Origin of the sequence: Corynebacterium sp. HMSC08C04 (assembly GCF_001807495.1) — a bacterium.
GTDB lineage: Bacteria > Actinomycetota > Actinomycetes > Mycobacteriales > Mycobacteriaceae > Corynebacterium > Corynebacterium simulans.
This window is the reverse complement of record NZ_KV789191.1, coordinates 62,552-87,169: the sequence shown is the minus strand read 5'-3', so window position 1 is coordinate 87,169 and position 24,618 is coordinate 62,552. Positions and strand designations below refer to the sequence as shown.

Here is a 24,618-nt window from a genome sequence, read left to right as displayed (position 1 = left end):
CATAGAATAGCGCAGTTCCGCGCCGCTTTGGTGATGCACGCCACCGCTGTGCGCTGTCGCTGCACGCTGTCGCATGCAGCGAGAGGATCGTAGGATGGGCGCCATGAAGCAAGGAGAGCACATAAGTGGCGATGGCTGGGCAGCCGGCCCGGGCGGGATAAAGCTATGGGGCAAGTTTGGCGCGGCCGGGCTTTTCCTCCTTGCCGGCGAGCGCGTGCTGCTCCAGCACCGTGCGGAGTGGACCAACCACGGCGGCACCTGGGGCATTCCCGGCGGCGCGCGGGATTTCCACGAAAGCGCCGTTGCGGCTGCACTGCGAGAAACGCAGGAGGAATGCGCCATCGCGCCTGCCGACGTCCTGGTGCTCGGCGAGCGCGTCACCGCCGGGCCCTATCCCGCAGTGGGCGAGCTGCCCGGCAACTGGACCTATACCACCGTCATCGCACGCACCCGTGGCGATGAGCCGTTGGACGTTATTGCCAACGAGGAGTCCAACGAGCTGCGCTGGGTGCACCTCGACGAGGTGGAAAATTTACCTCTGTTGGGGGCATTTCGTGAGGCCATCCCCTCCTTGCGGGCCTTTATTGCGGGCCAACCTCGGTGAGGAGGCTGAAACTATGGCACCCTTGACAGCATGATTGAAGTTGAGGGACTGACGAAACAATATAAGTCTGTCCGCGCAGTAGACGACCTCACCTTTAAGGTGGAGCCAGGCATCGTGACCGGCTTTCTAGGTCCGAACGGTGCGGGCAAGTCGACGACCATGCGCATGATTCTGGGCCTGGATACCCCCACGGCGGGTCAGGCCCGTATTAACGGCAAGGCCTACCGCGAGTTGAAGAGCCCGCTGCGGGAGGTCGGCGCGCTGCTCGACGCCAAGGCCGTGCACCCGAACCGCACCGCGGCCAACCACCTGAAGTGGATGGCGCAGTCCAACGGCATTCCTACTTCCCGCGTGGACGAGGTGCTGGGGCTGGTTGGGCTTTCCGACGTCGCCGGTAAGAAGGCCGGCGGCTTCTCCCTCGGCATGGGCCAGCGCCTCGGCCTGGCCGGCGCCCTGCTGGGTGACCCGGGAATCCTCATCCTGGACGAGCCGGTCAACGGCCTCGACCCAGAAGGTATTCGCTGGGTTCGCTCCTTGGTCCGCGCGCTCGCGGCAGAGGGCCGTACCGTCTTGATTTCCTCCCACCTGTTGTCGGAGATGTCCATGACCGCAGACCACCTCGTGGTCATCGGCCGTGGCCGCCTAGTGGCTAGCCAGTCCACCTATGACTTTGTAAAGCAGCACTCGGATTCCTCAGTCATCGTGCGCTCCGATCACCTCGAAGAGTTCGGCGGCGCGCTGCGTGAGGCCAACGTGGCTTATACAGACGGCAGCGACGAGGAAGGTCGCAAGACCCTCATCATCAATGACGTCAGCACCGATTTCATCGGCCAGCTGGCATATTCCACAGGCGTTCCGCTCAACGAGCTTAGCCTGAAGCGCGCTTCGCTGGAGGATGCGTTCATGCGCATGACCGGCGAGGACGTGCAGTACCACGCCAGCACCCCAGGTGCTGGGCAGCCGAACCAGCCTAACCAGCCTGCCGCATAGGAGGAATGCTAAAAGTGATTATCAATACCCTCCGCGCCGAGTGGACCAAGCTGCGCACCACCAAGTCCTTCTACTGGACCACCGGCCTGATTTTTCTCCTGTCCTTCCTGTGGGCGCTGTTCAACGGTCTCAACGCTGAGATGGACCCAGCGATGCCGATTAGCCCGCTTACTGCCGAGGGCATGAACTCCATCCTGCTGATGCTGGGCATCCCGATCATCATGATCCAGGCCATCATGATCGTGACCACCGAATACCGCTTCGGACTGCAGTCCACGGTCTTCATGGCGAACCCGAATCGCTCCATCGTCGCGCTGGTCAAGCTCCTGATGTACGCGGTTATTGCGGCGGTCATCCTGTTTCTGGCGCTGGTGCTGATTTACTTTGTCTCGGACCTTTCCGCATCCAAGGAAATCGCGGACATCTACAAGCCTTTCGAAGAAGACGGCGGCAAGCGCGCACTGTGGCTCTTACCTCTGCTGGGCTTTATGGTCGTGATCTTTGTGCAGGGCTTGGGCTGGCTGCTGCGCCAGACCGCTGGCACCGTGGCACTGTCCCTGATTCTCTACCTGGGCATTGAGAACGTCGTGCGCCTGCTGCCGAAGGTCGGCGACGACCTCATCCCCTACATGCCATTTTCCGCCTTCGGCAACTGGGCTTCGGACACTGTGCCGGAAAACGTCCCATGGGACTCCTCGGCGGGAAGCGCCATCGTCTTCATCGTTTGGGCGGTAGCGCTGTGGATCCTCGGCGTCTTCGTGCTTGAAAAGCGAGACGCATGATCTCTTGGCCACTCCTGGCTACATTGGCGCTGTTGTCTTCAACAGCGCCTTTTGTCACTCGTCGCCATTTGCAGCGTGCTTCCTCACCATTTGGCTATCTACCCAGGGCTGAAAACCCAGACCTCCTGTTCGTGGATCGCTGCGCTTGCCGACGCCCCTCATTCCAGCAGAGAGCTGCATTTCCAGGTCTGGGTATTTAGTGGGGAAGGGGCCAAACGCGACGGGAGCGCAGGCAGTGTGCGGGGGAGGGCGGCCCAGGCGGCGCTGACGGTGCCGGTGGCGCTATTGCAGCGCCGAGGTCAGGCGCATCACGTTGTCCATGTAACGGCGCACGAAGCCGCGCTCGTTCCATTCCTCCAAGGTCAGCTCATGGCACACCGCGCGGTAGTTGCTAGCAAGCTGGTTAAACTCCGCCAATAAGTTGCCCTTGGCCACCAGCATCGTGGATTCGTAGTTCAAACCGAAAGAACGCATGTCCATATTCGAGGAGCCGAACATGCACAGCGGGTGGCGGCCCGGCTCGTCTGGGTCCGTCATGATGAACTTCGAATGCAGCACGAAAGGCTCTGGGAATTGGAAGATCCGCACCCCTGCCTCCAAAAGTGCCTGGTAGTAGGAGGACTGCGCGTGGTTGACCATGAACTGGTCCGCCTTGGCCGAGACATAAAGCTCCACGTCCACGCCGCGATAGCAGGCAGTGGTGACCGCCTCCATCAAAGATTCATCGGGCACGAAATAAGGCGAAACCATTACCAGGCGGTCTTTGGCGTGGTGCACCAGTGAGTTGAACATGCGCAGGTTCGGCTCCGTGGTGTAACCCGGGCCGGACGGGATGAGCTGGAGGAAGTTGGAGTCCTCGGTATCCGCGTCGTCGTAAGGCAGCGGCTCCAAAGAAAGTGCTTCTTCTGATTCCAGGTACCAGTCCACCGCAAAGACCGCCGACATGGAGGTGACCACCGGGCCGGTGAGCTCTACCATGTAGTCCACCCAGTAGCGGTCCTTGGTGCGGTAGCTGCGCTTAATCATGTTCATCGAGCCCAGAAAGCCCGTTTGGCCGTCGATGATGACCAATTTGCGGTGGTTGCGCAGGTCAGGACGGCGGAAACGAAGCTTGTGCAGCTGCAGCGGCAGCATCAAGTGCCAGTCGACGCCGATCGCGCTAAGGCGCCGGCCGAATTTCCAATAGCCGTGGTACTTCAGGCTGCCAATCTGGTCTAAAAGCAGCTTGACTTCCACGCCCCGCGAGCGGGCGCGTTTGAGAGCCTGGTAGAAGACATCGGTGGCCTCGTCCCAGGATTGGATATAAATCTCGATGTAGACGTACTTCTCGGCGCGGTCGACGGCGCTGGAAATCGCGCGTATTGCCTCGTCGTAGTCGGCGTAAATGCCACGATTGTGGCCCACGAGCGCCGGGAAACCCGTCAGATTGCGATTGAGCGCAATGACGGATTCCACCTCCGGAGAAAGCCTGCCCAGCGGATGATTCGGCGTACTCGCCGTGACGTCTTCCATCAGGTCATGGGCCTCCTGCTGGATGCGGTGGCGGCGGCGATTGATATATGGCGAGCCCATCAGCAAAAACAGCGGCAGGCCCACGATGGGCAGCAGCAAAATAGCCAGCAGCCAGGCCGTGGAGCTCGAGGGTCGGCGGCCTTCGGGCACAAATCCGATGGCCAAGATTTTGATGCCGTAGTCCAAGATGAGGAAAAACAGCTGCCAGAAAGAAAGATCGATGTTTAGTGAGAAGTCCATGCCCCAGTAGGTGCTCCTAACGCACCGAATCGAAGTCAGGCAGATCGAAATCTGCCAGCAGCGGGCAGTGGTCAGAGGTCTTGTCGCCGGCGCGTTCTACCATGTCTACCTGCGCAGATTCCACCGTCGCGGCCAAGGACTTCGAAGCCAGCTGGAAATCGATGCGCATGCCCTCGTTCTTCTGAAAGCGCATCGACTTGTAGTCAAAGTAGGTCCAGCGCTGCTCTTCCGTAAAACGCCGCGTAACCTCCTCAAGGTCTGCCTCCTCCAGCATCTGGAAGGCCGCACGCTCTGGCTCCGTAACGTGGGTCTTGCCGCGGAAGGCCTCGATATCCCAGACGTCCTCATCGCGCGGGGCAATGTTGAAATCGCCGGTGAGCAGCAGCTTCGACTGCGCGCGGCTCTCGCTGTAGTGCGCCAGCGCGTAGAGGAAGCGCAGCTTGTAGTCGTAGTGGCGGTCGGTGATTTCGCGGCCATTGGGCACATAGAGCGACCAGATCTCTACGCCGCGAATCCGCGCGCCCACCGCACGGGCTTCCAAATCCTGCGGCTTTTCTGGGTCCTTGGCAAAGCCTGGCTGGCCGGGGAAGGAGTAGAAGACTTCCTCCGGCTCCGCCTTGGAGACGATGGCCACGCCGTTCCACTGGTTCAGCCCGTGATGGGTGACGTGGTAGCCGGCGGCTTCGAATTCCATGACAGGGAACTTATCGTCGGCAACCTTGGTCTCCTGCAGGCACAACACGTCGATGTCGTGTTTGGACAGCAGGTCTACCGCCCGCTGCACGCGGGTGCGGACCGAGTTGATGTTCCATGTGGCTATGCGCATGGACTACAGGGTACCGCCTTTGCGCACGGCATACCCACGGCGATGGTGTTCTAAAAACCCGACTTCACTAAGCAGGGCCAACGCTGCGCTTTCCGACGCCTCCACCTCCACGAATGCATTCTCCGCACCGTTTGCTTTGCCCCAGGCCAAAAGCGCCTCCAGCTGTGAGGGGGTGGCGTTTCCAAGCAGCGAGATTCCCAGCCACACGCGCTCGTCGCCGGATTGGCTGAGCGTGGCGTCGAAAAGCGCGGAGTCAAGGTGCGGCTCGGCGCTCGCAGTGTCTCTAGGGAGCGGGTAAACACGAGGACCTCGGGCTCGAGCTGCCATGCCGCGGGCTCGTTATCGAGTACGCGCAATGCCGCCTTGCCGATGCGCTCCGGGATGGCCAGGCGGGTGGGCAGGTTGTGCGCGGCGTAGAAGGCGTCGATTTCTTCCATGGGCGCGGGCATGAAACCTGCGGAGGGGCCCAGAGGAATGGCGGAATCGGTGCCTTCGCCGAAGCGCATGAGCCATTGGCCATCATTGGTCCAGACTTTCGTCCCGCCGCGCGCTGCCGCGGCTGCCACCTCGACGGCGCGGATTTCGGAGTTGCGCACCGTGCGCGGCGAGAGCTTCTTGATGATCTTCAGCTGCTCGGCGGGGATTTCCACCGCCTCCAAGTCGGAAGGGTAGCCACCCACCGCCTGCGGCCGGATGACAAGCGGTGAGGTGCTCAGCACATGGCCGATGACATCGGAGTGGGTGCCGCCGAATTCGCGCCGGGCAACCACGCGGTCGCCGACGCTGACGGCATCAGAACGGAAGATATAGCTCATGTCGATTAAGGGCGATTAGGGGTGCAGTCTATTTACGCGCCGTGGCCGAAGGGATCCTCGTCCTCGCCTGGCATCCAGGTCCAGCCGGCCTCGGTCCAACCGTTGCGCTTGATGGTCTTCTTGGCCTGGCGCTTGAAGCGGCCGGTGAGCACGTCGGTGTAGACGTAGCCGTCCAGGTGGCCGGTCTCGTGCTGGAGCATGCGCGCGAAGAATCCATATCCTTCGATGGAAATGTCGTTGCCGTGCTCGTCCTTGCCTGTAACGCGGGCCCAGTCGGCGCGGCCGGTGGGGAAGCCCTCACCGGGCACGGAGAGGCAGCCTTCGTCCTCGGAGCCGTCGTCGGCAGGCATGCCCTCGGGAATCTCGGAGGTCTCCAGCACCGGGTTGATGACGCAGCCCTTGCGCATGCCGCTTTCTCCAGCACCAAGCTGCTTGGCGCTACCGTGTGGGCCGTCGGTGTCAGGGCAGTGGTAGACAAACAGGCGCTTGTTCACTCCTACCTGGTTGGCGGCAAGGCCGACGCCATGGGCGACGTCCATGGTCTCGTACATGTCGGCGATGAGCTGCTGCAGCTCTGGGGAGTCGATGGGCTCAGTGACCGGCTCGGTGGGATTGTGCAGAACCGGGTCGCCGTGGATAACGATGGGGCGAATAGTCATGCCCTACAGTTTAGGCATGCAATCCTTGTCAGACCTAGACGCGGCCATTTTGGAGTTCGAATCGCATGCCCCGCGCGGTATCGGGCCTAAGGAAGAGGCCATTCGCGCGGAGCTGGATATCTCGCCGGTGCGTTATCACCAGCGCTTGAACGTGCTTCTCGACGCCCCCGCTGCCGCCGAGGCCTATCCGGTGCTGGTTGCGCGCTTGCGGCGCGTGCGGGACGGCCGTCAGGAGGTGCGGCGCGCCGCGCGGGAGGATGCACCAGATTTCCCTAATTAGAGACTAGGGTTGCTGCTGTGACTAATGTGAATTCAGATAAAGCAGCAGAATCCACCTCCACGCCGAGCAAACAGGCGGGTGCGCACCGCAGCTCGTCTAGCGGCCTGCCGCTGCGCGGCTTCGCAATGGTGCTCATTGCCGTTGCTGTCATGCTCGGCATGTGGGGCCTTTACACGCTGACCTCCAAAGACTCCACCGATACTGCCCAGACCGGCAGCACCGGCGTCGCCACGCTGCCGGCTCCCGCCGAGGGCGAGCCCGGCGCACAGGGCGGCCCATCTGCGCAGCCGGGTGCTGCCGGCAGTGCCGCGCGGGGCACGCAGGATGCCAAGGCTGGCCAAGACGCAGCCGGACAGCCTGCCAAGGAAGGCCAGGATGTAGCCGGCCGCGAGGCAGCCAACAAGGACGGTGCCGCTGCCGGCGCTGCTGGCGCTGTAGGTGCAGAAAGCGCTGCGGGTGCCGAGCGCGCCGCCAAGGACATCCCGGTCAACGTCTTTAATAACTCCGGCCGCGCGAACTTCGCTGCAGAGCAGGCAGACAAGCTGAAGGAGAAGGGCTTCAAGATCGGCGAGGTGGGCAACCTGGCCGGCGATATCCTCACCGTTCCGCAGACCACCGTCTACTTCCCGGCAGGCGATAAGGACGCAGAGAGCCTCGCACGCGAGACCGCAGCGCAGTTCTACGGCGCGCAGTCCATCCCGGAGGGTGCCATCGCCGAGTACCCGGCAGAGCTCAAGGCTGAATTCACCAAGGGCAACGCAGTCGTTGCAGTTCTGGCCATCCCGCAGGCCTAAAAGATTCGCAAGATAGATGCACGGTGGAATAAAAGACAAAATCCACCGTGCATTTAATGCATAAGAAAATGCTCTAGCTGGACCTTGCTGCGGATAGACTCACAAGGGTGAACATTCCGGAAGAATCCTTCACCCGTTCGGCCGGGCCCACCTTGGGCGTTGAATGGGAAGTAGCCCTTGTCGATCCGCACTCTTGGGATCTGGTCCCGCGCGGCGCCGAGCTGATTGAACGCGTGCAGGCGGCCACGCCCGAAATCCAGCTGGAGAAGGAATTCCTCCAAAACACCGTGGAACTGGTCACCGGAATTTGCCACACGGTGCCGGAAGCAATCGCGGATTTGTCGCACAAGCTAGAGCATGTGCGTGCCGCTGCTCAAGGAATGGGCGTGGCCCTGTGGGCCTCCGGCGGGCACCCTTTCACGGACTACCGCGAGAACCCTGTCTCGGAGAAGGCAAGCTACTCCGAAATCATCAACCGCACCCAGTACTGGGGCAAGCAGATGCTGCTGTGGGGAACCCACGTGCACGTGGGTATCCGCCACGAAGACCGCGTGTGGCCCATCATCAATGCGCTGATGACCAAGTATCCGCACCTGCTTGCAATCTCTGCCTGCTCGCCAGGCTGGGAGGGCATGGATACTGGTTATGCTTCCAACCGCACCATGCTCTATCAGCAGCTGCCCACCGCCGGCATGCCTTATCAGTTTGCGGATTGGCGCGAGTGGCAGGACTATATGCGGGATCAAGCCATCTCCGGCGTTATCAACCACACCGGCTCGATGCACTTCGATATTCGCCCGGCGGCAAAGTGGGGCACCATCGAGGTGCGGATCTCGGATGCCTCATCTAATCTCCGCGAACTTTCGGCCATCGTCGCGCTCACGCATTGCTTGGTGGTCCACTATGACCGCATGCTTGATACAGATCAGGAGCTGCCCACGCTGCAGCCGTGGCACGTGGCTGAGAATAAGTGGCGCGCCGCCCGCTATGGCATGAACGCCTTGGTAATTACCTCTCGCGCAACGGATGAACGCTGGGTCAAAGACGAGTTGGTTGACTTGGTCGAGGAGCTAACTCCTCTGTCTCGCGAGCTGGGCTGCGAGGCCGAGCTGCAGCTCATCCACGAAATCATCGAGCGCGGGGCCGGCTATGAACGCCAGCGCCGCCTCTACGAGGAGACCGGCAGCTGGCAGAAGGTCGTGGAGGCCACGAGTAAGGAGATGGATAGCCTCCGTCCGCTCTAGGCCCCTCAAGGCTCGGCCTACTTGCGCACTACCGGAATGCGCACGTCGGTGGGGTAGTCCGCCACGTTACTCTGGCGTGCGGCATGCTTGCCGGATGGCTTGCCGTGCGGGAAGCACCCCCAAATGCCATAAACCGCGATGTAGAGGAAGCATGCAAAAGGCCACAGCAGCCATGCCCACGGATGCAGGTTCTCCATGGCCTCTAGGCCATGGGAGGACATCAAGCGCCACACCGGTGGGGAGACGAAGGGCAGCTCCACGAGCAGCAACGCCACGAAGGATGCCAGGCCCGCCAGCTGCGCACCCCAGAAGGAGGGCAGACGCTTGCCGACGGCCTCATTGACCGCCAGCATCACCCATACGCCGAGCGGTACTACCCAGACGAAGTGGTGGTACCAGGAAAAAGGCGAGACCAAGCAGGTGGCCAAGCCCGCCAGCGCCAGCGCGGCGGAGGAATTCTTATTGATCCAGGCGGTGCGCAGCGCCAGCATGGTCACCATCACCACGATGACCACGGCCAGGACCCACAGCGCGGTGTTCTCTTCGCCGTTGAGACGCGCGATGATCGAGCGCAATGACTTCGCGCCGGGGTGGTCCAGGTTGCCCACGCGATCAGAATTGAACATCTTATCCGTCCAGAAATCCCAGGCATCGGGGATGGTCTGCACGCCCACGTAGACGGTAAAGAAGAAGGTAAACACGCAAGCGAAGGCGGACCACCAGCGCTTCTGGAATAACAAAACCAGGCCCATGAAAGCAGGCGTTAGCTTCATGCCAGCGGCAAGGCCGATGCCGATGCCAGGCAGGCGCAACTTACGCGGTAGCAGGTCGAGGGAGACCAGGAACATCAAAAGGATGTTGATCTGGCCATAGAAGAAGGTGCCGTTTACCGGATCAGTAGCCAAGCTGCTTATAAGCAGCGCGAGGCCTACGAACCAAGAGGCTGGGCCCATCTTGTAGCCACGCTCGCGGATGACCAGCATGATAACGGCGAAAAGAGCGATGCCCGTGATCCACTGCCAAGTCACCATCAGGCCATGGTCGGAAAAACCAGCCATCCACTCGAAGAACCAGCCTGCAAACGGCGGGTAGGTGAAAGGAAAGTTGTGGATATACGGGGCGTCGTAAAGATCGCCGCCCGCCTTCACGTCGGCGCCGGCGAGCTGGTAGATCTTCAGGTCGAAAGGAATCCTGCCAAAGAAGGCGCGCCCGCGCTCATCCGAGACGTTGAAGCGGTAAATCACGAAGGCGGCGAAGGCCGTCAGGACAGTAGCCAACGTGGGCAAGCCGTAGAGCTTTTTCACCTGCTGTTCCCTTCAAAGGTTATTTTTTACGCAAAGCACGGGTTGCTGGTTTGTCGTTTCGGGACATCAGTTCCGGCGACCCGTAGAGGCCCTCACGGCGCGCGATTCGGGAAGTGCGCTGCGCCGTAACGGGACTCGTAATCATGGCAAACAGTACCAGCAACAACAGGATTCCCAGATCACCACGCTCTGCCGGGCCGAAGGAATCTGCGCCGGTGACGCGGAAGAATGCACCCAGGATGCTCAAGATGAGACCTGTCGTTTGCGGCTTAGAAATGGCATGCACGCGCGACATGGTGTCGGGAAAGCGCGCGACGCCGATTGCGGCTGCCAGCACCAAAAGCGCACCGGCGAGGATCAAGATGATCGAGATGATGTCGGCGAAAAGGTGATAGCTCACTAGGCATCCCTCTTTCGGAATCTGGTGACAGACACGGTGGAGATAAATCCCAAAAGGGCCACGACCAGCATCGCGGAGACCACCGAGGTGTTCAGCGTCCAACAAATATAGGCGGCCATCGCGCATTGGAACATGGCCACGAACCCGTCCATGCCCACTAGGCGGTCCAGCGAATTCGGGCCGGTGATAATCCGCCAGGTGGTAATCAGGAAGGCCACGACCAAGATGCCGGCGGCAACGCCCAGAAGAATGTCATAAAGCTGGGGATCCATTAGGGGTGGCTCCTTTCAAAAATCTCAATCATGCTTGCTTCGAGCCCCGCGACGTTCGCGATTTCGCGCTCTAAAGCGGTTTCCGACGCCGCGTCCAGGACGTGGATGGTCAGCATGCGGTTGGCGATGTCGATGTCGGTTACCGTGCCGCCTGGCTGCAGGTTGTACAGGCTAACCGCCAGAGACAAGATAAACTCGCTGTCCAGGCGCATCGGCAGCTCGAGGATGGCCGTCTTCGGTGGATCTTGCGGGCGCACCGCCAGCCAGGCCACCTTGAACGAGGCGTGGAATAAGTCGATGGTCCAGCCCACCATGAATAAGGCTAGCTTGCCCCAGGAGACCTTCAGCTCGGCAATCGGCATGGCAGGCAGTGGCAGCGCAAGCACCACGAACAGGCCCACCAGTAGTCCGCCAACTAGGTTGGCTACGGTGACCTCGCCCATGAGTAGGCACCACATGGCGGTGATCCACGCGATGAACCAGGGGCGGAAGCGGTGGCGGAGTCCAGCAAATTTCATTACTTCGCCTCGCTTTCGGTGGGTTGTGATTTGGGCTGTTCCTGAGGCGCAGTTTCTACCGCCGGAGCTGGGTCCTTGATGGGCCCACGGCGTACTTCAAAAGAATCCTGCTCGTTGGTGTAGCGATCCTTCTGGTTCTTGTGCCGGGTGGGGTTATCTGCGTTATCGCCCAGGACCGCGTAGCGGTAGATGGAATCATCCTGCGCAGACTCGGCGGCGCGGCTGGTCACGCCGGAGATCGGGCCGGCCAGGAAGGTGATGGACACCGAGGCCAGCACCAGCAGGCAGGTGGAAGCCAGCATGCCAAAGGGCACGCGGCCGACGTCTTGGCGCTCGTCGAATTCGACGACATCCGTGACGTCGGAAAGCGGCGATGGATGCGCCATCACGATGTTGCCTTCCGGGGCGTCGGCGCGGTCACGCAGGAAGCCCTTGGACCAGACCAAAACCATGACGTAGAGGGTAAGCAGGGAGGTCACTACGGCACCGCCGATGACCACCCAGGCCTGCCAGGAACCCTCGTTGGCGCCGGCCTGCAGGAGGATGACCTTGCCCAGGAATCCGGAAAATGGCGGGATGCCACCCAGGTTCATCGCCGGAATGAAATACAAAATGGCGATGAGCGGCGCGGTATAAATCAGCGAGCCCAGGCGCCGCAGGGAAGAGGTGCCCGCCTGGCGCTCGATGAGGCCGACTACCAGGAACAGTGCGGTCTGGACCAGAATGTGGTGTACCGCGTAGAAGATGGCACCGGACAGGCCCTCGGCAGTGCCCAGCGAGACGCCGAAAATCATGTAGCCAATGTGGCTGACCAAGGTAAAAGACAAAAGTCGCTTGATATCGGACTGTGCGATGGCGCCCAAGATACCCACCAGCATCGTGGCGAGAGCAACCCACATGAGCAGCTGGTCCAGCCCGCCAGCGGTGAAGATGGAGGTGCGGGCGCGGATAATTGCGTAGACGCCGACCTTGGTGAGCAAGCCCGCGAAGACTGCCGTCACCAGCGAAGGCGCGGTGGGGTAGGAGTCCGGCAGCCACGCCTCGAGCGGGAAGACGGCGGCCTTGATACCGAAGGCGATGAGCAGGACCGAGAAAATCGCGGTGCGGGTACCGGCCGGGATTTCCTCCATGCGCATCCCGATCTGCGCCATGTTCATGGTGCCGACCGCGGCGTAGATATAGCCCAGCGCCAGCACGAATATCAGCGAGGAAGCCATCGAGACCATCACATAGCCCACGCCCGCGCGCACGCGCGCCGGGGAAGCGCCCAGCGTCAGCAGCACGTAGGAAGCCACGAGGAAGATCTCAAAGCCGACGTAGAGGTTGAAGAGATCGCCTGCCAAGAAGGACACGTTCACGCCCATGGTCAGCAGCATGTACGTGGGCAGGAAGACCGCCACCGGCTCGTCCTTGGAACCGTCGCGAATACCCTGCGAGATGGCGTACCACATCACCGAAAACAGCACTACGGACGAGGTAAATAGCATCACGGCGGAAAGGCGGTCAGCCACCAGCGTGATGCCCACCGGCGCGTCCCAGCCGCCCACCTGGAGCGTTTGAATGCCGGCCGTATCGGCGATGAAGATCAGCAGTGCGTTCGCGGCGGCGAGCAACAGCAGCGAGAAGAATGCGATCTGGCGCTGCACGCCGGTAAAGCGCGCGCACAGCATGGTCAGGGCCGCAGCCAGTGCCGGGATTATAACCGGCATGGGGATGAGGAAGCCGGTATAGGGCAGCAGGAAGTTAACCAGCGGAAGCAGCGTCTCAGTCATCGTTTGCCTCCTTTACTGGCTCTTCGAAAAAGTCGGGGCCAAAGGCGTCGCCCTGCTTGGTGGCGCGGCCGGTGGCTGGGTCATTGGAAGCATCGTGGTCCGGTGCCGCCGCGGCATTGCTAGGGCGGGCGGCCATCGCTGCAATCGCGGTATCTTCCGCGTCATCCTCAATGACGTCGGCGGTGCGGTAGCGGTACTGGCGGTAGGCCAGGGTCAGGATGAAGCCGGTTAGCGCCATGGAAATGACGATGGCCGTCAAAATCATGCCTTGGGCCAAGGGATCGGCGATTTGATCGCCATACTGGGCGGTCTCGCGGCCGTCGATAGGCGGCGAACCCGCCTTGCCGCCGGCCTGCAGCATGAGCAGGTTGGCGCCGTTACCGAGCAGCAAAATGCCCAGCAGCATCTTGGTCATCGCGCGGTCCAGCATGAGGTAGACGCCGGTACCGCACAGCACGCCCGCGGCGAGGAGAAGGAACAGGTTTGCTTCCATGTTTATTTCTCCTTTCCGGAGGTCATCGTTCGGCTTGCGGGTTGCGCCGTGGCGCGGTTGCGCTGGCGGCGCGCGAGGGAGCGGGCGCGGTCGCGGGCGCGCTGCTTACGCATGTCCTCTTCCTCGTCGAGCTTGGCGCCCAGCGAGTTCAGGATGTAGAGCGTGAGCCCCACGACGATGAGGTAGACGCCGGCGTCGAAGACCAAAGCCGAAGGTAGTGAGACATCGCCCACCAGCGGCACCGGCAGCTTGGTGTAGCCGGTGGTCAGCGGCGGATGGCCAAAGGCAAAGGGGACTACCACCGAGGCGATCGAAATCAGCAGACCGGTGCCCATGGTGCGCCCGCCGTCGATTGGCAGTGCTTCATCGAGCTCCGCGCGGCCGCCGGCGAGGTAGCGCAGGATGAGCGCGAGCGCGGCCACCAAGCCACCGGCGAAGCCGCCGCCCGGCGCATTGTGTCCGGAGAAGTAGAAGTAGAGCGAAAGCGCAATCATCGAGGGGAAGAGCAGGCGAGTGGTGACGTCCACCATGAGCGAGCGGTTCAGCGCCTGCTCGGATTCCGCACCGGCCGCCAGCCAGCGACGCCCGGTCACGCGCAGCGTAGGACGCCGCGAGGAGCGGGTAAAGGACTGGGTGCGGTAGATCAGCGAGGCGATGCCGGTGGCCGCGATGACCAGGACGGTGATCTCGCCGAAGGTATCCCACGCACGCAGGTCCACCAGCAGCACGTTGACGGTGTTTGCGCCGTGGCCGATTTCCTTGGCCAGCTCCGGCATGAAGGTGGAGATGGACTCGCTGCGGCGGGCATTGATGGAGAACATGCCCACCAAGGTCACGCTAAGGCCAACGCCAACGGCAAGCCAGGCGCGCAGGCGCGAGACCTTGGGGTCTTGCTTCCACTCGGTGTTTGCCGGCATGCGGCGCAGCACCAGCATGAACAGCACCATGATGATGGTCTCCACGAGCAGCTGGGTTAGTGCTAGGTCCGGTGCGCCGTGCAGGGCGAAGATGAAGGACAGGCCATAGCCGGTCACGCCGACGATGATGACGCCGGAGAGACGGTTATCGGTCACCGTGGCGGCGATTGCCGCGACCATGATGATGACGGCCGCGACGACCTGCCATGGGTTTTCCGCGACTTCCATGTGCACGTTGGTCAGATCGCCGCGGATCAGCATGATGACCGGCAGGATCATGAGCGTGCCGAAGATGATGGACAGGTTCATCTGCAGCGAACCGCGCTGGGTGGAGGCGGTGGTGCGCAGCGAGAGGGTGCGCAGCGCCTGGAGCACGGAATCGTAGGCGGCGTCGGCTGAGCCCAGCGCCGGGTACTGGAACTGCCACTTGGCCACCACATTGCGCTGCCAGTGCACGATGATGCCCACCACAACGATGAGCAGCGACAGGCCCAGTGGGATGGTGATGCCATGCCAGAGCGCCAGATGGGTGTGCTCGTTGTGGCCGAAGAGATTGTCCAGATGCTGGTTGATGCCGAAGGAAAGCGGGCTCGGCTGCAAGCCCAGAAAGATGGTCAGCGCGATCAAGATCGCTGGCGGAATCCACAGCAGCGGGGCGAGCGCGTGCATGTTCTCCACGGCCTCGGAGGTGCCCAGGCGCACACCGTCTTTGTCCTTCTTTACGGCGAAGGCGCCCCACAGGAAGCACAGTGCATAAGCCATGGTGAGCATGGAGCCCACCACGACGCCGACGAGCAGTATGTTGCGCGGCATTCCCACCAACAGGGATTCGTGGAGGATGGCCTCCAGGGTGGCTTCCTTGGCCACGAATCCCAGCAGCGGCGGGATGCCAGCCATGGAAAGCGCTGGGATGATGGCCAGCAGATACAGGCCTGGTTTAGCGCGGCCCAGGCCGGAAAGCTTGGCGATGTCGCGCGTGCCCGAGGCATGGTCGATGGCGCCGACAATCATGAATAAGGCGGCCTTGAACAGCGAGTGCGCGAAGGTCAGTGCCAGGCCTGCTTGCAGCGCCTCCCGGGAGCCGATGGCCACGATGGAGGTGATAAAACCGAGCTGGGAGACGGTGCCATAGGCCAGAATCAGCTTGAGATCGCGCTGCTTTAGGGCCATCCAGCCGCCCAGCAGCATGGTGAAAAGGCCCAAAGGAATGATCACCAGGTGCCAGGTGGCTACCTCGTGCAGATCAGGGGCGAGGCGGGTGACCAGGTAGATGCCTGCCTTAACCATTGCGGCGGAGTGCAGGTAGGCAGAGACCGGCGTCGGCGCTGCCATGGCGCCGGGCAGCCAGAAGTGGGCGGGGGCGATGGCGGACTTGCTGAGCGCACCGGCCAGGATCAGGACGATAGCGATCGTGATATACGGAGTCTGCGTGATGTGCTCGAAATCTGCGAGTGCGCTGAAGGTCCACTGGCCGGTCTGGCGGCCGAGCAAGATGATGCCCATGAGCATGGCCAAACCGCCCAGGGTGGTGATCATCAGCGCCTGCTGGGCCGCACGCCTCGAGGAAGCACGTTCTCCGTAGTAGCTGACGAGGAGGAAGGAAAGCAGGGAAGTGATTTCCCAAAAGACGTACATCATCAGGATGTTGTCTGAGACCACCAAGCCAAACATGGCGGTGGCAAAGGCAGTCATCTGCGCGCCAAACATCGCAAGGCGCCGCCGGGTTTGGTCGAAGTAGCCCCAGCAGTACAAAAGCACGAGCGCGCCTATGCCTAAGATGATGAGGCTAAATAGCGCTGAGAGCGCGTCCATCCGCAGGGTGATGCTGAGGTTGGCGTCTGGCATCCACTCCAGGTTGTAGCGCAGCGCGTTGCCGTCATGGAACGTGGAGTTTGTCAGCTGGCTGAGTACCCAGAAAAAGCCAGCGCCTGGGGCGATGGCAAGAATGCCGAAGGCAGGTCTGCCCAAGTAATAGATTAAAAATGGCGCGAGGACTGTGGCCAGAATTAGAGTACTCAGAACTGTTAGCACAGTTAAGCCGGATCTCCTTTGCAAGATGGAGACGCGCGAGCATTTTTAGGCGCACGTGCGACGTTATATGTACACGAAATCGAGCATGCGCCGATGAAGACATCTAGGCCACCGAAAAGGCCTGGTTGATGAACCACTGTGAAAAGGAAACCCCACTAGAGGGGTGCCGCTGGCAGCGTCAACGCCCTGCCTCAAAAGAAAGTAGGGGGCGTGTCACATTTGGCGCAGCCAATACGGCCACTATACCGGCATAACCGGCAAAAGTCACAGATTTTTAATTAGGCAGTATTATATGGGGCTATTTTGGCTGAATACAGCCTCAATAGCCCCATGAGCTCAAGGCAGTCACAGCGCCTGCTGTGCGGTCTGCCGCGCGATTAGGCGAAGCGCTGGAGGAAATAAGCCTCGGCGGTGGCGATCTTTTCGATCTCGTTTGGATCGACGGACTCGTTTGCCGAGTGGATGGTGGCCTGCGGATCCTCCACTCCGAAAAGTGCGATCTCCGCGTTCGGGTGCTTTTCCTGCAGCTCTACGGTCAGCGGGATGGAACCACCCATGCCCTGGGAGATGGTCGCAGTGCCGTATGCCTCAGCTAGGCACTCGCCGAGCAGCGCTGCGGCTGGCTTTGTAGGATCGGTCTCGAAACCGCGGTTGGCCTCCAGAATGTCGACCTTGATGTGAGCGCCCCACGGAACGTGGTTCTTCAGGTGCTCGGCAATGGCCTCGGCAGTGGCGCGCGGATCCATGGTGGCCGGGGTGCGTAGGTTCAGGTTTGCAGCGGCGGTAGCCGGAACGGCATTGACGGCCTCGGCAACCGGGGTAGAGGTAAAGCCGGTGACTGTCACTGCCGGGCGGGCCCAGATCATGTCGCCGATTTCGGTGGCGCCGGCTGGATCTTGTGAGCCCATGATTTGGGTGCCCTCAAGCATCTGCGCGTCGGTGCGGAAATCTTCCGGCTTATAAGCGGTGGTCTGGCCCTCAGCCAGCGGCCAGGTGCCGGCGCAATCGACGCCGTCGATAGTCGTGCGGCCGTGCTCGTCGCTCAGGGAATCGAGTGCGCGCATCAGCGCCTTAACGGCATCTGGAGCGGCGCCGCCAAACTGGCCGGAGTGTACGCCGGCTTCGAGGGTGTCTACCTGGACATAGATCTGCGCGCCGCCGCGCAGGGAGGTGGTCAGCGTGGGCTGGCCAGCTTTGGCGTTGCCGGCATCGGCGATGAGGATGGCGTCGGCAGTGAAAAGCTCTGGGCGCTCCTCGATGAGTGCGGACAGGCCTTCGCCGCCGCGTTCCTCAGAACCCTCGATGAGGAAGGTCAGGTTGAGGTCGGTGCCACCGTTTGCGTCGATAGCGCGCAGGGCGGCCAGGTGCATGGCGATGTTGCCCTTGCAGTCTGCCGCGCCGCGGCCATACCAGCGGGTATCGCCGGAAGGTGCAGTGCGCTCGGTCAGGGTCAGCGGGTCAGATTCCCATGGCTCGCGTGGGCCGACCGGGACTACGTCGTAATGGGAGTAAAGCAGGACGGTCTTGGCACCCTCTTTGCCGGCGCGCTTGCCGACGAGTGCGGTAGAACCGTCCGCAGTCTTCACCGCCTCGACCTTGACGCCGGCGTCAGTAAGGGTCTTTTCAACCCACTGCGCTGCCTTCTGGGCATCTTCCTCGAGGCCCGGCTCGTTGTGTACGGAGTTGAAAGAAACGAGTTCTTTGAGCTGCGCGAAGATATTCGCGCGATCATTTGCGATGTAGTCAGAAATAGCAGTCATGTTGTCCAACATACTCGCAGGTTTGGACACGCACGCCAGGTGCCGTTCGGGAAACCTGTCCGAAAATTAGTATTGACTGATCGTTTGAGATCGTGCCCGGGTGAACTAGAGTTCTAAGAATATTTAATTCCCATAATTAGATACTCATACCTTCACATCGGTTTCTCGTTAGAAAGGTCTCGGCATGGCACATGACGCCGTCCAGGCTTCCCCCGCATCTTCGTCCCACTTACCAGGGGCAACCGGCAATGATGCAAGTTCTTTGCACGAGCTGACGCTGCGCGGCATCCTAATCGGTGGACTCATCACGTTGGTCTTTACCGCAGCCAACGTCTATCTCGGCCTCAAGGTCGGCCTGACCTTCGCCACCTCGATTCCGGCAGCCGTTATTTCTATGGCTGTGCTGCGTCGCTTTGCCGGGCACAATGTCAAAGAAAACAACATTGTGCAGACCATCGCTTCTGCGGCCGGCACTCTTTCTGCCATCATCTTCGTCCTGCCGGGCCTGGTCATGGTGGGCTACTGGAAGGGATTTAGCTTCTGGGAGACCGCAGCTGTCTGCGCCATCGGTGGCGTGCTCGGCGTGATGTACTCGATCCCGCTGCGCCGCGCGCTGATTACCGGCTCTGACCTGCCCTACCCGGAGGGCGTTGCCGCCGCTGAGGTTCTCAAGGTAGGCGATAGTAACGGTGCGTCGGAAGCCGCTGCGGAAGAAAACGCCCAGGGCTTGCGCGTCATCTTGGTTGGCGGCGTTATCTCCGCGGTGATGGCGCTGTTGGCTGCGATGAAGGCAGCAGCCTCCTCAGTCTCGACCTACTTCAGGCTGGGTTCTGGTGCCACCACCTTGGGTACCTCGCTGTCGCTGGCACTCATCGGTGTGGGCCACCTCGTTGGCCCGGCCGTCGGCTTTGCCATGCTCATCGGCGTCACCATTTCCTACTTCTTCCTGCTGCCGATGCACACTGCGGGCGATGCCTCTGGCCTGGACGCCACTGCGCTGGCTGATACCGTCGATTCCGTTTTCTCCGGCGAGATCCGCTTCATCGGTGTCGGTGCCATGGCCATCGCCGCGATCTGGACGCTGATCAAGATCACCGGCCCGATCATCAAGGGCATTTCTGAGTCTCTGGCTTCCTCCCGCGAGCGCAGGGAAGGTCACACCGTCGATGTCTCCGAGCGCGACATCCCGTTCCCGTACGTGCTTGGCACCATCGTCATCTTGATGGTTCCGATTGCGCTACTGCTGTGGGACTTCGTACGCGGCACGGATATCCACGAGCACATGGGCGTGCTGATTACAGTCTCGGTGCTGTTTACCTTGCTGGTTGGCCTCATCGTCGCTTCCGTGTGCGGCTACATGGCCGGCCTGATTGGTGCGTCTAACTCGCCGATTTCTTCCGTTGGCATCATCGCCGTGCTGGCTACCTCGCTGCTGATTGCCGCGGTAACTCGCGGCAGCAGCGCGGACCCGCTTTCGCTGGTAGCCTATACCCTCTTCACCGCGGCCATCGTCTTCGGCATCGCCACGATTTCGAATGACAACCTGCAGGACCTGAAGACCGGTCAGCTCGTCGGCGCGACGCCGTGGAAGCAGCAGGTTGCGTTGATTATTGGCGTCCTCTTCGGCTCCGTTGTCATTCCACCGATTCTGCAGATCATGCTCAACGGCTTCGGCTTCCAAGGCATGGAAGGCGCGGGCGAGGACGCTCTCGCTGCTCCGCAAGCTGCGCTGATGTCTTCGGTGGCATCGGGCATCTTCGATAACTCCCTAGACTGGAACCTCATCTTCACCGGTGCCGTCATCGGCGCGATTCTCATTGTTATTGATGAAGTTCTGCGTAAGACCACCAAGAAGTTCTCCCTTTCCCCACTGGCCGTGGGTATGGGCATGTATCTTCCGGCCGCGCTGACCATCATCATCCCGATTGGCGCAATCCTGGGTTACTTCTACGACAAGTGGGCGGCAAGGCAGGCTAATCCGGACTTCTCCAAGCGTATGGGTACCTTGCTGGCAACCGGCCTCATCGTTGGTGAGTCGCTGTTCGGCGTGGTCAATGCCGCCATCATCGCGGCAGCCGGCGGCGAGTCCCCGCTGGAGATCTTCGAAGGTGGCACCTCCGCCAACGTCTTCGGCCTCATCCTGTTCATCACAGTACTGGGCTTTATGTACCGTTGGACCGCCAAGAAGGTGAAGAAGGCCGAGTAGAACCGCGAAAATGCGAAGAACCCAGTAGGCTCCGCAAACTCCGCAACTTAATTTCTGACACGAACACCCTCCGGAACGCTCACAGCGAACGTACTGGAGGGTGTTCGTGTCTTTCCTTGCACTCGTAGTAGTCGAGTGCCAGAATGGTCGCTAGCACTCCCACCGGGTAAGTGCCAGAAAATCTCATCTATGTGGTTGAGGCTGGTTAACACTCACCAGCCGTGCCGTCGCGGGCGTCCGTATAGATACAGACGTGAGTGTCGTCCTAAACAAATCAAGGAGCACAAACACAATGGCAAAGCTTATTGCTTTCGATGAAGAGGCACGTCGCGGCCTTGAGCGTGGTCTGAACACGCTGGCCGACGCAGTAAAGGTCACCCTCGGCCCGAAGGGCCGTAACGTCGTCCTGGAGAAGTCCTGGGGCGCTCCGACCATCACCAACGATGGCGTCTCCATCGCTCGCGAGATCGAGCTGGAAGATCCTTATGAGAAGATCGGCGCTGAGCTGGTTAAGGAAGTAGCAAAGAAGACTGACGATGTTGCCGGTGACGGCACCACCACCGCTACTGTTCTGGCACAGGCGCTCGTACGCGAGGGTCTGCGCAACGTTGCAGCAGGCTCCAACCCGATGGGCATCAAGCGCGGCATCGAGACCGCTACCAAGGCAGTCGTTGACTCCCTGCTTTCTTCCGCTAAGGAGATTGAGACCCAGGAAGAGATCGCTACCACCGCTGGTATCTCCGCCGCTGACCCGGCAATCGGCGCCAAGATCGCTGAGGCTATGTACACCGTGGGTAACGGCTCCGTGAACAAGGACTCCGTTATCACCGTTGAAGAGTCCAACACCTTCGGCGTGGACCTCGAGGTAACCGAGGGCATGCGCTTCGACAAGGGCTACATCTCCGGCTACTTTGCAACCGACATGGAGCGTCAGGAGGCAGTCCTCGAGGATCCGTACATCCTGCTGGTTTCTTCCAAGATCTCTAACATCAAGGACCTCGTTCCGCTGCTGGAGAAGGTCATGCAGACCGGCAAGCCGCTGCTGATCATCGCCGAGGACGTTGAGGGTGAAGCACTGTCCACCCTCGTCGTGAACAAGATCCGTGGCACCTTCAAGTCCGTTGCTGTTAAGGCTCCGGGCTTCGGAGATCGCCGCAAGGCTACCCTGCAGGATATGGCCATCCTGACCGGCGGCCAGGTCATCTCCGAAGAGGTTGGCCTTTCCCTCGAGACCGCGGAGATTGAGTACCTCGGCCAGGCACGCAAGGTTGTTGTCACCAAGGATGACACCACCATCGTCCAGGGTGCTGGCAACCAGGAGCAGATCGACGGCCGCATCAAGCAGATCCGCGCTGAGATTGAGAACTCCGATTCTGATTACGACCGTGAGAAGCTGCAGGAGCGTCTGGCCAAGCTGGCTGGTGGCGTTGCTGTCCTGAAGGTCGGCGCTGCAACTGAGGTGGAGCTCAAGGAGCGCAAGCACCGCATTGAGGACGCAGTCCGTAACGCAAAGGCTGCCGTTGAAGAGGGCATCGTTGCCGGCGGTGGCGTCGCCCTCCTGCAGGCTGCTTCCGCTCTGGATGCGCTGAATGACCTGACCGGTGATGAAGCAACCGGCGTCAAGATCGTTCGTGAGGCACTGTCTGCCCCGCTGAAGCAGATTGCTCACAACGCTGGCCTGGAGCCGGGCGTTGTTGCTGACAAGGTTGCATCCCTGCCAGCAGGCGAGGGCCTGAATGCAGCTACCGGCGAGTACGTTGACCTGATGTCCGCTGGCATCAATGACCCGGTCAAGGTCACCCGCTCCGCACTGCAGAACGCTGCTTCCATCGCAGCGTTGTTCCTGACCACTGAGGCTGTCGTTGCTGACAAGCCGCAGCCTGCTGGTGCAGGCGCTGGCATGCCTGACGCTGACGCTATGGGCGGCATGGGCTTCTAATAGAGCCAAACCCCTAAAGGCGTCCATGTAGCTCCGTGCGAGCTAGATGCTGTCGATTTAAGGCGCCCTACGTGAGATAAAGAACGTCTCTCGTAGGGCGCTTTCGCGTGTCGCTACACGGAAGAGATGAAAAGTGTGCTTCCAAACCTCAACTTTCACACTAAATAACAATTTTCACAGCCAGTGGCCCATTTTTGAGACTGAATGGCGGTTGATTGGTCGCGCCTTTGTCTCTATTTGACTGCCTAGAACTCCGGGCGGAAGCGGAAACGGCTAATCTGGGGCCGTTGGTGCACCCCCGCATTGGGGCAATTTTGAAACTAATTTCCTGCTGAATTTCTAACTTTTGGACCGTGTTCATCGGCGGGGTCCTGATGTTTGTTACACACTTTTTCCAAAGAATTTGATCATTTCTGTTCAGTGTCAGAAAACCCGCTGGTAATGGGCATTCTAATTAACTTTCGAGTAAGAAATGACTTGGAGTATGCTGTGTATAAAGTGACGGTTGGGAACTGTGGGGAGCTTTCCCGAGATTTAAAAACTCGAGAGTTTCGGATTGATCTTTGAGCGCTGTGTGACAAAATAGTTACTTGTGACGCCCGCAGAGGGTGTCTGCAAATCCGCAATACCCTCGGGTGTAAATACCCGAAACCTATCCAAGGAGTTCATTATGGACCTCTCCATGATTCAGACCCACCTCGACAACTTCGTTGACACCTGGGAAGGCTGGGGCAAGATCCTGGGCAACGTTGGTTCCTTCTTCCAGAACACCATCAAAGTCTTCGACTTCCTGTCCTCCGAGCCTGAGGCATCTGACTTCTTCCCAGGCACCTCTTCCCTGATTGCTGAGAACAAGTAATTCATTTACTTCTCATCGGGGCCTTTTAGGTTCTGATCTTCAATCTTCAAATACTAGTCCTAAGGAGATAAAATGGACGGCTTCATTAACTTCGCAATCGGTTCTTCCGAGTTCGCAAACGACCTGAACATCTACGCAACCCTGATCGATCCGCTCGTTCAGATTGCTAAGGGCGCTTCCCAGCTGATCGGCATGTTCGTCTAAGAACATCCATCGCGTAAGCGATTCTAAGAGCCTCACCTTTTGGTGGGGCTCTTTTGCTATGTCTGGGTGGGGGAGGGCTTAGGGGTAAATCGGTGGAGTTGCGGTGTACTTTAACGCGCCGAATAGTTGGGTGACCGGTAAACTTTTGAGTATGGCTGACATTAAAGACGACGAACTTCCCGAGATCGACCTTGCTAAGACCGACGGCTACGTCGTCGATGATTCTGATGAGGATGACCCGGCGCTGATCATGCCGGATGGTTCCCCCATCGATACCTGGCGAGAGAACTACCCTTACGAAGAGCGCATGTCGCGTGATGAGTATGAGGCCACCAAGCGCGCGCTGCAGATTGAGCTTCTAAAGTGGCAGAACTGGACCAAAGAAACCGGCCAGCGCCACATTATCCTTTTTGAAGGTCGAGATGCAGCCGGCAAGGGTGGCACCATCAAGCGCTTCAACGAGCACCTGAACCCGCGTGGTGCGCGCACCGTCGCACTGGAAAAGCCCTCCCCGCGTGAGTCCACCTCCTGGTACTTCCAGCGCTACATTCAGCACTTCCCGGCAGGCGGCGAAATCGTCTTCTTCGACCGCTCCTGGTACAACCGCTCCGGCGTCGAGCGCGTCATGGGCTTTTGCACTGAGTCCCAGCACGCAGAGTTCCTGCGCGAGGTGCCAATGCTCGAGAACATGATTCTTGGTTCCGGTATTTCCCTAACCAAGCTGTGGTTCTCCGTTACTCGTAAGGAGCAGCGCACCCGCTTCGCTATTCGTCAGATTGACCCAGTGCGTCAGTGGAAGCTTTCCCCGATGGACCTGGCGTCCCTCGACAAGTGGGACGACTATACCCGCGCGAAGGAGGAGCAGTTCCGCTACACGGATACTGAAGAGTCGCCGTGGATCACCATCAAGTCCAACGACAAGAAGCGCGCCCGCATCAACGCTATGCGCTACGTGCTCTCTAAGTTCGAGTACACCAACAAGGACCATGAACTGGTCGGCGAGCCTGACCCGCTCATCGTTATGCGCGGCCGTGACCAGATTGGTGACTAACGTTTGTTTCGCCGTGAGGCTCTAGGTTGGCTCTAACGCCGAAAGGCTGGATGCACGATGCATCCAGCCTTTCGCTTTGCGCCTCATCGCCCTAAGTGCCAGATCGTGGGCCTACGATGGCTAAATCTTCCCACGAGTTGGCATTT

At 60.4% G+C, this 24,618-nt stretch carries 23 protein-coding genes; 11 read left to right on the top strand and 12 right to left on the bottom strand.

The window, feature by feature from the left end; genetic code table 11:
• Positions 1-94 precede the first annotated feature (94 nt).
• From HMPREF3169_RS00405 to HMPREF3169_RS00395, 3 genes are read left to right on the top strand one after another with little or no spacing between them, the layout of a single operon-like run.
• On the top strand, positions 95-604 hold the full coding sequence (locus HMPREF3169_RS00405; RefSeq protein ID WP_062044452.1) for an NUDIX domain-containing protein: 510 nt from the start codon (positions 95-97) through the stop codon (positions 602-604).
• Positions 605-634: 30 nt separating this feature from the next.
• Positions 635-1,594, top strand: a complete 960-nt coding sequence (locus HMPREF3169_RS00400; protein ID WP_061924817.1) for an ABC transporter ATP-binding protein — start codon at positions 635-637, stop codon at positions 1,592-1,594.
• A gap of 14 nt (positions 1,595-1,608) precedes the next feature.
• A complete protein-coding gene (locus HMPREF3169_RS00395; RefSeq protein ID WP_062044454.1) occupies positions 1,609-2,376 on the top strand; it encodes an ABC transporter permease in 768 nt (255 codons plus the stop codon).
• Between the two features lie 282 nt (positions 2,377-2,658).
• On the opposite strand, the gene cls is transcribed toward HMPREF3169_RS00395, so the two are convergent.
• Genes cls through HMPREF3169_RS00375 form a run of 4 tightly spaced genes read right to left on the bottom strand, consistent with a single transcriptional unit; the run spans position 2,659 to position 6,428 of the window.
• On the bottom strand, positions 2,659-4,128 hold the full coding sequence (gene cls, locus HMPREF3169_RS00390; RefSeq protein ID WP_061924813.1) for a cardiolipin synthase: 1,470 nt from the start codon (positions 4,126-4,128) through the stop codon (positions 2,659-2,661).
• Between the two features lie 16 nt (positions 4,129-4,144).
• Entirely contained in the window at positions 4,145-4,954 is an 810-nt protein-coding gene (locus HMPREF3169_RS00385; protein ID WP_070455288.1) for an exodeoxyribonuclease III, read from the bottom strand.
• A gap of 50 nt (positions 4,955-5,004) precedes the next feature.
• Positions 5,005-5,769 carry a GNAT family N-acetyltransferase, cg3035/Rv0428c family gene (locus tag HMPREF3169_RS00380; protein WP_371440996.1) on the bottom strand — a complete coding sequence of 255 codons (765 nt, stop codon included), beginning with the start codon at positions 5,767-5,769 and terminating at the stop codon, positions 5,005-5,007.
• 32 nt (positions 5,770-5,801) lie between these two features.
• The gene (locus HMPREF3169_RS00375) at positions 5,802-6,428 is read right to left on the bottom strand and encodes a peptide deformylase (protein WP_070455286.1); all 627 of its coding nucleotides are present in this window, start codon (positions 6,426-6,428) and stop codon (positions 5,802-5,804) included.
• Positions 6,429-6,444: 16 nt separating this feature from the next.
• Between HMPREF3169_RS00375 and HMPREF3169_RS00370 the strand changes: the two genes are divergently transcribed.
• The 3 genes from HMPREF3169_RS00370 to HMPREF3169_RS00360 all read left to right on the top strand — a co-directional run bounded on the left by HMPREF3169_RS00370 (position 6,445) and on the right by HMPREF3169_RS00360 (position 8,746).
• Entirely contained in the window at positions 6,445-6,708 is a 264-nt protein-coding gene (locus HMPREF3169_RS00370) for a DUF3263 domain-containing protein (protein WP_062039327.1), read from the top strand.
• Between the two features lie 17 nt (positions 6,709-6,725).
• Positions 6,726-7,502: a LytR C-terminal domain-containing protein gene (locus HMPREF3169_RS00365; protein WP_070455284.1), complete on the top strand. Its 777-nt coding sequence runs from the start codon at positions 6,726-6,728 to the stop codon at positions 7,500-7,502.
• A gap of 107 nt (positions 7,503-7,609) precedes the next feature.
• A complete protein-coding gene (locus HMPREF3169_RS00360) occupies positions 7,610-8,746 on the top strand; it encodes a glutamate--cysteine ligase (RefSeq protein ID WP_070455282.1) in 1,137 nt (378 codons plus the stop codon).
• 17 nt (positions 8,747-8,763) lie between these two features.
• On the opposite strand, the gene HMPREF3169_RS00355 is transcribed toward HMPREF3169_RS00360, so the two are convergent.
• From HMPREF3169_RS00355 to HMPREF3169_RS00320, 8 genes are all read right to left on the bottom strand, one after another.
• A complete protein-coding gene (locus tag HMPREF3169_RS00355; RefSeq protein ID WP_083286022.1) occupies positions 8,764-10,050 on the bottom strand; it encodes a glycosyltransferase 87 family protein in 1,287 nt (428 codons plus the stop codon).
• 19 nt (positions 10,051-10,069) lie between these two features.
• Positions 10,070-10,450 (bottom strand): monovalent cation/H(+) antiporter subunit G, encoded by a 381-nt coding sequence (locus HMPREF3169_RS00350; RefSeq protein WP_061924793.1) that lies wholly within the window; start codon positions 10,448-10,450, stop codon positions 10,070-10,072.
• Positions 10,450-10,722, bottom strand: coding sequence for a monovalent cation/H+ antiporter complex subunit F (locus HMPREF3169_RS00345; RefSeq protein ID WP_061924789.1), 273 nt, complete (start codon positions 10,720-10,722; stop codon positions 10,450-10,452). The genes HMPREF3169_RS00350 and HMPREF3169_RS00345 overlap by 1 nt, the downstream gene beginning before the upstream one ends.
• Positions 10,722-11,240: a Na+/H+ antiporter subunit E gene (locus HMPREF3169_RS00340; protein ID WP_070455280.1), complete on the bottom strand. Its 519-nt coding sequence runs from the start codon at positions 11,238-11,240 to the stop codon at positions 10,722-10,724. Before HMPREF3169_RS00340 ends, HMPREF3169_RS00345 begins: the two co-directional genes overlap by 1 nt.
• On the bottom strand, positions 11,240-13,012 hold the full coding sequence (locus HMPREF3169_RS00335) for a Na+/H+ antiporter subunit D (RefSeq protein ID WP_062043228.1): 1,773 nt from the start codon (positions 13,010-13,012) through the stop codon (positions 11,240-11,242). The genes HMPREF3169_RS00340 and HMPREF3169_RS00335 overlap by 1 nt, the downstream gene beginning before the upstream one ends.
• On the bottom strand, positions 13,005-13,505 hold the full coding sequence (locus HMPREF3169_RS00330; protein WP_070455278.1) for a Na(+)/H(+) antiporter subunit C: 501 nt from the start codon (positions 13,503-13,505) through the stop codon (positions 13,005-13,007). The genes HMPREF3169_RS00335 and HMPREF3169_RS00330 overlap by 8 nt, the downstream gene beginning before the upstream one ends.
• 2 nt (positions 13,506-13,507) lie before the next feature.
• Positions 13,508-16,453, bottom strand: coding sequence for a Na+/H+ antiporter subunit A (locus tag HMPREF3169_RS00325; RefSeq protein WP_070455276.1), 2,946 nt, complete (start codon positions 16,451-16,453; stop codon positions 13,508-13,510).
• A gap of 377 nt (positions 16,454-16,830) precedes the next feature.
• Positions 16,831-18,213 carry a dipeptidase gene (locus tag HMPREF3169_RS00320; protein ID WP_062039330.1) on the bottom strand — a complete coding sequence of 461 codons (1,383 nt, stop codon included), beginning with the start codon at positions 18,211-18,213 and terminating at the stop codon, positions 16,831-16,833.
• A gap of 184 nt (positions 18,214-18,397) precedes the next feature.
• Here HMPREF3169_RS00320 and HMPREF3169_RS00315 point away from each other — a divergent pair, with 184 nt between their 5' ends.
• The 5 genes from HMPREF3169_RS00315 (at position 18,398) to ppk2 (ending at position 24,472) form a co-directional block, all read left to right on the top strand.
• Positions 18,398-20,419 carry an OPT family oligopeptide transporter gene (locus tag HMPREF3169_RS00315; protein WP_083286021.1) on the top strand — a complete coding sequence of 674 codons (2,022 nt, stop codon included), beginning with the start codon at positions 18,398-18,400 and terminating at the stop codon, positions 20,417-20,419.
• A gap of 292 nt (positions 20,420-20,711) precedes the next feature.
• A complete protein-coding gene (gene groL, locus HMPREF3169_RS00310) occupies positions 20,712-22,358 on the top strand; it encodes a chaperonin GroEL (protein WP_061924773.1) in 1,647 nt (548 codons plus the stop codon).
• Positions 22,359-23,028: 670 nt separating this feature from the next.
• Positions 23,029-23,217, top strand: a complete 189-nt coding sequence (locus tag HMPREF3169_RS00305; protein ID WP_061924768.1) for a hypothetical protein — start codon at positions 23,029-23,031, stop codon at positions 23,215-23,217.
• Between the two features lie 72 nt (positions 23,218-23,289).
• Complete coding sequence (locus HMPREF3169_RS13480; protein WP_256366445.1) at positions 23,290-23,421, top strand: hypothetical protein; 132 nt, start codon at positions 23,290-23,292, stop codon at positions 23,419-23,421.
• A gap of 151 nt (positions 23,422-23,572) precedes the next feature.
• Positions 23,573-24,472, top strand: a complete 900-nt coding sequence (ppk2, locus tag HMPREF3169_RS00300; RefSeq protein WP_070455274.1) for a polyphosphate kinase 2 — start codon at positions 23,573-23,575, stop codon at positions 24,470-24,472.
• The last annotated feature ends 146 nt before the right edge of the window (positions 24,473-24,618 follow it).

Bases quoted from the DNA above. Each gene is read 5' to 3' on its own strand.
- HMPREF3169_RS00405 (WP_062044452.1), top strand. From the start codon at position 95: ATGGGCGCCATGAAGCAAGGAGAGCACATAAGTGGCGATGGCTGGGCA.
- HMPREF3169_RS00400 (WP_061924817.1), top strand. From the start codon at position 635: ATGATTGAAGTTGAGGGACTGACGAAACAATATAAGTCTGTCCGCGCA.
- cls (WP_061924813.1), bottom strand. From the start codon at position 4,128: ATGGACTTCTCACTAAACATCGATCTTTCTTTCTGGCAGCTGTTTTTC.
- HMPREF3169_RS00385 (WP_070455288.1), bottom strand. From the start codon at position 4,954: ATGCGCATAGCCACATGGAACATCAACTCGGTCCGCACCCGCGTGCAG.
- HMPREF3169_RS00380 (WP_371440996.1), bottom strand. From the start codon at position 5,769: ATGAGCTATATCTTCCGTTCTGATGCCGTCAGCGTCGGCGACCGCGTG.
- HMPREF3169_RS00375 (WP_070455286.1), bottom strand. From the start codon at position 6,428: ATGACTATTCGCCCCATCGTTATCCACGGCGACCCGGTTCTGCACAAT.
- HMPREF3169_RS00370 (WP_062039327.1), top strand. From the start codon at position 6,445: ATGCAATCCTTGTCAGACCTAGACGCGGCCATTTTGGAGTTCGAATCG.
- HMPREF3169_RS00345 (WP_061924789.1), bottom strand. From the start codon at position 10,722: ATGGATCCCCAGCTTTATGACATTCTTCTGGGCGTTGCCGCCGGCATC.
- HMPREF3169_RS00340 (WP_070455280.1), bottom strand. From the start codon at position 11,240: ATGAAATTTGCTGGACTCCGCCACCGCTTCCGCCCCTGGTTCATCGCG.
- HMPREF3169_RS00335 (WP_062043228.1), bottom strand. From the start codon at position 13,012: ATGACTGAGACGCTGCTTCCGCTGGTTAACTTCCTGCTGCCCTATACC.
- HMPREF3169_RS00330 (WP_070455278.1), bottom strand. From the start codon at position 13,505: ATGGAAGCAAACCTGTTCCTTCTCCTCGCCGCGGGCGTGCTGTGCGGT.
- HMPREF3169_RS00320 (WP_062039330.1), bottom strand. From the start codon at position 18,213: ATGACTGCTATTTCTGACTACATCGCAAATGATCGCGCGAATATCTTC.
- HMPREF3169_RS00315 (WP_083286021.1), top strand. From the start codon at position 18,398: ATGGCACATGACGCCGTCCAGGCTTCCCCCGCATCTTCGTCCCACTTA.
- groL (WP_061924773.1), top strand. From the start codon at position 20,712: ATGGCAAAGCTTATTGCTTTCGATGAAGAGGCACGTCGCGGCCTTGAG.
- HMPREF3169_RS00305 (WP_061924768.1), top strand. From the start codon at position 23,029: ATGGACCTCTCCATGATTCAGACCCACCTCGACAACTTCGTTGACACC.
- HMPREF3169_RS13480 (WP_256366445.1), top strand. From the start codon at position 23,290: ATGGACGGCTTCATTAACTTCGCAATCGGTTCTTCCGAGTTCGCAAAC.
- ppk2 (WP_070455274.1), top strand. From the start codon at position 23,573: ATGGCTGACATTAAAGACGACGAACTTCCCGAGATCGACCTTGCTAAG.